Consider the following 6,060-nt stretch of genomic DNA (forward strand, 5'->3'; position numbering starts at 1 on the left):
GGCGTCCACCTCGGCCTCCGCGTGGGTGGAGCGGCCGATCAGCACGTCGTCCGGGGTCGGTCCCAGGATCGCGCGGGCGGCGGGCACCGGCAGGTCGCCCTGGCCGAGGTGGAGCACGTCGGCACCGCCTGGTCGTACGCGGAGGGAGCGCGGGAGCGGGCCGGCCTCAGCCTATCCCCGCCGCAGCGCCCGCCTGCCTGCGGCCGTGACCAACACCACCGTTCTCCGGGCCGGTTGTCGCGGGCCGGCGGTGGGGTCGGGCCTCTGGAGGGGTACGGATGGCGTGGGCGCACCAGCCGGGTGCGCCCACGCACCCGCGTACCCCCCACGGTGCGCGCCCCACGCAGCACCCGGGCGGCCGGTGCACCGTGCCGCCCGGCACCCCCGAGAGCAAAGGTCCACTTCCTTGTCTGTGCAGTCGATCGCCCCACCACCGTCGGTACCCCGCGCGCCCGGACGCCTCCCCCTGCTGGGGCACGTGTTGCGGCTGTGGCGCGATCCGCTGGGCTTCCTGTCCTCGCTCCGCGACCACGGCGAGATCGTCCGCGTGGATCTCGGCACGATGCCGATGTACGTCGTCACCACTCCCGAACTGGTCCGCGAGGTGACCGTCACGCAGGCGAGATCCTTCGAGAAGGGACGTTTCTTCGACCGGTTGCGGCCACTCGCGGGCAACGGCCTCGCCAACTCCGACGGCGAACTCCACCGGCGCAACCGCCGCCTGATACAACCCATGTTCCACCCGGCCCGCATCGCCCGCTACTCCGCCGTCATGAGCGCCAACGCGACCGCCATGGCGGACCGTTGGCAGGAGGGCGAGGAGATCGAGCTCGAGGAGGAGATGGCCCGCTTCGCCGTCGAGACCCTCGCCGAGACCCTGTTCTCCACCGACATCGGCCGCCCCGCCGTGGAGGCCGTACGCACCCAGCTGCCCGTCGTCCTGAAGAACCTGCTCCTCCGCGCCGCCTCCCCCAAGGCCCTCGACCGCCTCCCCATCCGCGCCAACCGCGACTTCGACGAGGCCGCCGCCAGCCTCCGCCGGGTCATCGACGAGGTCGTCGCCAGCGCCCGGAGCACCGGACACGGCGACTCCCACAACGACCTGCTCGCCCTGCTGCTGGCCGCCCAGGACTCCGAGACCGGCGAATCGCTGACCGACGTGGAGGTGCGCGACGAACTCAGCACCCTCCTCTTCGCCGGCGCCGAGACCACCGCCGCCACCCTCGCCTGGACCCTCCACGAACTCGCCAGGCGCCGGGACGTGGAGGAGCAGGTCGTCGCGGAGATCCGCGACGTCGTCGGCGACCGGCCCGTCACCATCGAGGACGTCCCCAAGCTGGAGACCATCCGCCGCTGCCTGGACGAGACGATCCGCCTCCACGGCGTCACCCTGCTCATGCGGCGCGCGACCGCCCCCGTGACCCTCGGCGGTGTCGACCTGCCCGTCGGCGCGGAGGTCGCGTTCAGCCTCTACGCGCTCCACCGCGACGAGCGCACCTACCGCGACGCCCACCGCTTCGACCCCGACCGCTGGCTCCCCGAACGCCGCGCCGAGATCCCGCGCGAGGCGTACGTGCCGTTCGGCGCGGGCAACCGCAAGTGCATCGGCGACGCCTTCACCTGGACGGAGGCCACCATCGCACTCGCCACCTGGCTGGCCCGCTGGCAGTTCGTCCCCGTCCCCGGCCACACCCCCAAGGAGACCGTCTCCGCCGTCGCCCACGCCGACCGCATCCCCATGACCCTCACCCGCCGCGCCCCCTGACGGCACCGCCCGGTCGGGGCCCGCTCGGCCCCGACCGGAGACGGTCACACCCGGCCCGGCGGCGAGTCGGCCGACGTGCAGGAGTGAATCCGCCCCCGCCACGGCCGGATGGGCCCGGGCCGCCACCGATGTCCTGAGAGTCTGGCCGGGAGCGGTGAGCCGGGCCATAACCGGTCCACCAGCGGGCGAGCGGCGTCGGCCGGGGTACGGGAGGTTGTGCTGTGGCGGCTGCCGCGGAGCCGCGACCCACCCTCGCGTACTTCCCGATCATCCTGGGACTCTCCCTCGCGTTCACCATCACCGTCGTCGACCCGCTGATCCTCGGCCTGAACATGCCGCAGATCAGCCGGGCGCTGCACGTCCCTCCCGAGGTCGTCGGGTTCCTCGGAGGCGTGGCGACGCTGGTCGTGGCCGCCGCCGTGCTCGCGGTGGGGAACCTCGGAGACGCCTACGGGCTCAAGCGGCTGCTGACACTGGGGCTGGTCGGCAGCGCCGTCGTCAACGTGCTCTCCGCCCTCTCCCCCGGCTATGTGTTCCTGCTGGTCATGCGCCTCCTGGACGGCGTGGCGCTGGCCCTGATCCTGGGGGTCGCGCTTGCGCTGCTCAAGGTGTCAGTGCCGGAGGAGAGGCGGCCTGCCGCCATCGGCCTCTTCATGGCCATCGAGATGGTGCTGTGCGGTGTGACGCCCGCCGTCGGGGGCTGGGTGGTGGACGCCTTCGGCTGGCGGTGGCTGTTCCTGCTCGTCCCCCTGATCGCGCTCGGCGCACTCGCCCTGACAGCCCGGCACGTCACCGAACCTCCCGCCCTGCGGCGCCGCGAGGTCGACGCTCTCGGCGTCAGCCTGGTCGGCCTCGCCCTGCTGAGCCTCGTCCACGGCTTCGCCGAGGCGCAGAACGGGATCACCCGGCCCCAGGCCTGGCTCCCGCTGGCGGCCAGCGCCATCGCGGGCGTCCTGTTCGTGCTCCACGAACGCCGAACCCCCGCTCCGGCCCTTCAACTGTCGCTCTTCCGCAGCGGTGCGTTCACCGTGGCCGCGCTCGCCAGCCTGACGCTCAACTTCATCGCCGCCGGATTCAGCGTCGTCCTCGGGCAGTTCGGCAGCGTGATCCTGTCGCTGTCACAACGCGCCATCGGCCTGCTGTACCTGCCCGGCACGCTGCTGAGCGCGGCGGCCATCGTCCTGTCCGGACGTCTGATCGGGAAGTACACACCCCGACCCGTCCTCATCACCAGCCTGCTCCTGCTGACGGCCAGCTCACTGCTGATGGCCGCCACCGCCGAACCGACGATGGCGCTGTGGATCCTCGTCCTCGCCACCTGGCTCGCCAACCTGGGCTCCCTCGTGGCCTCCGCCTCCGCGGCCGAGGTCATCCTCTCGCACGCCCCACCCGGCAAGGCCGGCGTCGTGGCCGCCGTCCAGCCGACGTTCGCGATGACCGGCTACGCGCTCGGCCCCGCCGTCTACCTGCTCCTGCTCAACCTCTTCTTCCAACGGCAGTGGCTCAACGACGCCGCGGAGCGCGGCCTGTCGGTGACCGAGGCGGAGGAAGCCGTCGACGCGACCCGGAGCGCGATGGCGCACAGCCCCGGCAGCGCCGGATACGACCCGAACCTGCTGCGGCACTCCGGACTCGACCTCGGACTGGACTTCACCGACGGCCTGCGGCTCACCATGCTGGTCGTCAGCCTCCTCCCCCTCTCTCTGGCCGTCGCCGCGTACCTCCTCATGCCCCGCCGAACCCCGACCACCCCATAGCACCCCACGTACGACACCCCGGAGGCCCACGGAACAAGCCTCCCGCGACCGCGCGGCCGGCCAGGGCGCGGCCGGTGTGGGAGCGAAGGGCTGTTGTGCGGTACGCCGTCAGCGGGCTATCCGGCGTTCAGGCGGGCGGCCTGGCGGGTGAGGTGGTCGCGTTCGGCGAGGTTGGACGCCTTGTGGGCGGCTTCGGCGTACAGCCTGGCCGCCGTCGTCAGGTCGCCGGCGCGCTCGTGGAGGTAGGCGGCCGCCGCGGTGTGACGCGGCAGCGCGGCGTCGAGCCCGGCGAGGGCCGCCAGGCCGGCGCGCGGCCCGTCGGCCTCGCCGACGGCAACCGCGCGGTTGAGCAGGACGACCGGGTTGTCCGTCAGGGCCGCGAGTTCGTCGTACCACTCGACGATCTGCACCCAGTCGGTCTCCTCGGCGGTGGGAGCGTCGGCGTGGAGTGCCGCGATGGCCGCCTGGGCCTGGAACTCGCCGAGCCGGTCCCGGGCGAGGGCGGCCTGGAGGATCCCGACGCCCTCGGCGATCAGCGCGGTGTCCCAACGGCCCCGGTCCTGCTCGGCGAGCGGCACCAGGCTGCCGTCGGGCGCGGTCCGGGCGGCGCGGCGGGCCTGGTGGAGCAGTATGAGGGCGAGCAGACCGGCCGCCTCGGGATGGTCGACGCGGGCCGCGAGCTGCCGGGTGAGCCTGACGGCCTCGGCAGCCAGGTCGATGTCGCCGGAGTATCCCTCGTTGAACACGAGGTAGAGGACGCGCAGCACGGTGGCCACGTCGCCGGGCCGGTCGAAACGCACGCCCGAGACGGTGCGCTTGGCCCGGCTGATGCGCTGGGCCATCGTCGCCTCGGGAACCAGGTACGCCTCGGCGATCTGGCGGGTGGTCAGCCCGCCGACCGCGCGCAGGGTGAGGGCGACCGCCGACGCCGGGGTCAGCGACGGATGGGCGCACAGGAAGTAGAGCTGGAGCGTGTCGTCCACGGCGGGCACCGGCTCGGGCGACGGCTCCTCCTCGACGCGGTTCTCGCGCCGGCGACGCGCGGCGTCGGCCCGCGTCGCGTCGAGGAACCTGCGCCAGGCCACGGTGATCAGCCACCCCTTGGGGTCCCTCGGCATGTCGTCCGTCCAGACCCGGAGCGCCTCGACGAGGGCGTCCTGGACGGCGTCCTCGGCCGCCGCGAAGTCGGCTCCGCGGCGGACGAGGACGGTGAGCACGCTCGGCGTGAGGCTTCTGAGCAGGAGCTCGTCCATCGGTCACGTCACTCCGTGATGGTGGGCGGCGCCGTCAGGAACGGGCGCACCTCCAGCCACTCGTGGATCGGCTCGCCGCCCGCTCCGGGCGCGGCGGACAGCTCTCCGGCCAGTTCGACGGCGCGCTCGTAGCTGTCGACGTCGATGACCATCCAGCCGGCGACGAGGTCCTTGGTCTCCGCGAACGGCCCGTCGGTGACGGGCGGGCGGCCCTCGCCGTCGTAGCGGACCCACGCCCCCTCGGGGGCGAGCGCCTGACCGTCGACGAACTCCCCGGTCTTCTCCAGCCGGGCCGCGAAGTCGCTCATGTACCACATGTGCGCCGCGACCTCCTGCGGGCTCCACTGGTCCATGGGCACGTCGTTCACCGGAGCCGGGGCGCCGCGGTAGTGCTTCAGCAGCAGGTACTTGGCCATCGTGGGCCTCCTCGGTTCGCGTGCGACCCATTGTGGTCGCGTTCACCCCGGGGACGGAGCCGGACGCGGCTTCTCGACATCCCCGTCCGGCTTTCGGCCGAGTGGGCGCCGCGGCAGGCATGTTGGGGGCGTCACGGTGGTCTGGCCAGACTCGGCGCCGTGGTCAACAGCAGCTCCGCCGCCGGCGGCGAGACACCGCACGCGCCGTACGCCCGGCCCGAAGGGCCCGGGTACGCACCGCGGCGGCGTACGACTACGGTCGGGCCGTGAACTTCGTCCGCTGGGTCGTCGGCGCCCGCTACTTCGAGCCCGAGGAACTGGTGGACGCGGTTCTCACCGTCAGCAAGCGGGCCCGCAGTGCGTACGACTCCTGGGAGGACTACTCCGCCGCCGACACCCTCGGCCGGGTGCTGCGCTTCGACGAGGAGAGCTTCGGGCACTTCTACGAATCCGCGCTGGTCCCGCAACGGTTGCTGGCCGAGGACCCGGACAGTCTCTGGCGCACCATCCCGTTCCGCTGAGTCGGCGGCTGACGGAGCCGCGGCCGAAAGCCGACCCCGCCGGCCGACCGCTCACGCGGGCCGCGGTCCGTCCGAAACGCAAAGATCCCGTTCGATCTGAACGATCGAACGGGATCTCCGGACCGCTCCCACCTGGGTTCGGGAACAGTCGTCACGTGGACCTGAGGGGATTTGAACCCCTGACCCCCTCGTTGCGAACGAGATGCGCTACCAGGCTGCGCTACAGGCCCTCGGAACGAGTGAAACACTAGCATCCCCCCGGCCGCGGGACGAAATCCGATCCCGTCCGGCGGTCACTGGCCGGAGGCGCGGGGATGGTCGTCGGAGGCGTCCTGGTCGAAGAGGGGG

Annotated in this window: 5 protein-coding genes, 1 tRNA gene and 1 pseudogene; 3 read left to right on the forward strand and 4 right to left on the reverse strand. The window is 72.7% G+C overall.

Translation table 11 applies throughout. The features are described 5' to 3' along the window. A pseudogene (locus GL263_RS19540) lies at nt 1-126 on the reverse strand (thiamine phosphate synthase); the annotation flags it as partial. A gap of 286 nt (nt 127-412) precedes the next feature. On the opposite strand from GL263_RS19540, the gene GL263_RS19545 reads away from it, so the two are divergent. Both GL263_RS19545 and GL263_RS19550 read left to right on the forward strand, forming a co-directional pair. Continuing rightward, nucleotides 413-1,765, forward strand: a complete 1,353-nt coding sequence (locus GL263_RS19545; RefSeq protein WP_323379482.1) for a cytochrome P450 — start codon at nt 413-415, stop codon at nt 1,763-1,765. A gap of 221 nt (nt 1,766-1,986) precedes the next feature. Beyond that, a complete protein-coding gene (locus tag GL263_RS19550) occupies nt 1,987-3,522 on the forward strand; it encodes an MFS transporter (protein ID WP_323379481.1) in 1,536 nt (511 codons plus the stop codon). A 116-nt stretch (nt 3,523-3,638) separates the two neighbouring features. Here GL263_RS19550 and GL263_RS19555 read toward each other — a convergent pair whose 3' ends face one another. Next, nucleotides 3,639-4,775, reverse strand: a complete 1,137-nt coding sequence (locus tag GL263_RS19555; protein ID WP_182857033.1) for an RNA polymerase sigma factor — start codon at nt 4,773-4,775, stop codon at nt 3,639-3,641. 8 nt (nt 4,776-4,783) lie between these two features. Beyond that, nucleotides 4,784-5,191, reverse strand: coding sequence for a YciI family protein (locus GL263_RS19560; RefSeq protein WP_182857034.1), 408 nt, complete (start codon nt 5,189-5,191; stop codon nt 4,784-4,786). Between the two features lie 119 nt (nt 5,192-5,310). Between GL263_RS19560 and GL263_RS19565 the strand changes: the two genes are divergently transcribed. Continuing rightward, nucleotides 5,311-5,712, forward strand: a complete 402-nt coding sequence (locus GL263_RS19565) for a DUF1266 domain-containing protein (RefSeq protein WP_182857035.1) — start codon at nt 5,311-5,313, stop codon at nt 5,710-5,712. Between the two features lie 156 nt (nt 5,713-5,868). Here the strand turns inward: GL263_RS19565 and GL263_RS19570 are convergent. Next, nucleotides 5,869-5,942, reverse strand: a tRNA-Ala gene (locus GL263_RS19570). Nucleotides 5,943-6,060 lie beyond the last annotated feature (118 nt).

Source organism: Streptomyces durbertensis, from assembly GCF_014156695.1.
GTDB lineage: Bacteria > Actinomycetota > Actinomycetes > Streptomycetales > Streptomycetaceae > Streptomyces > Streptomyces durbertensis.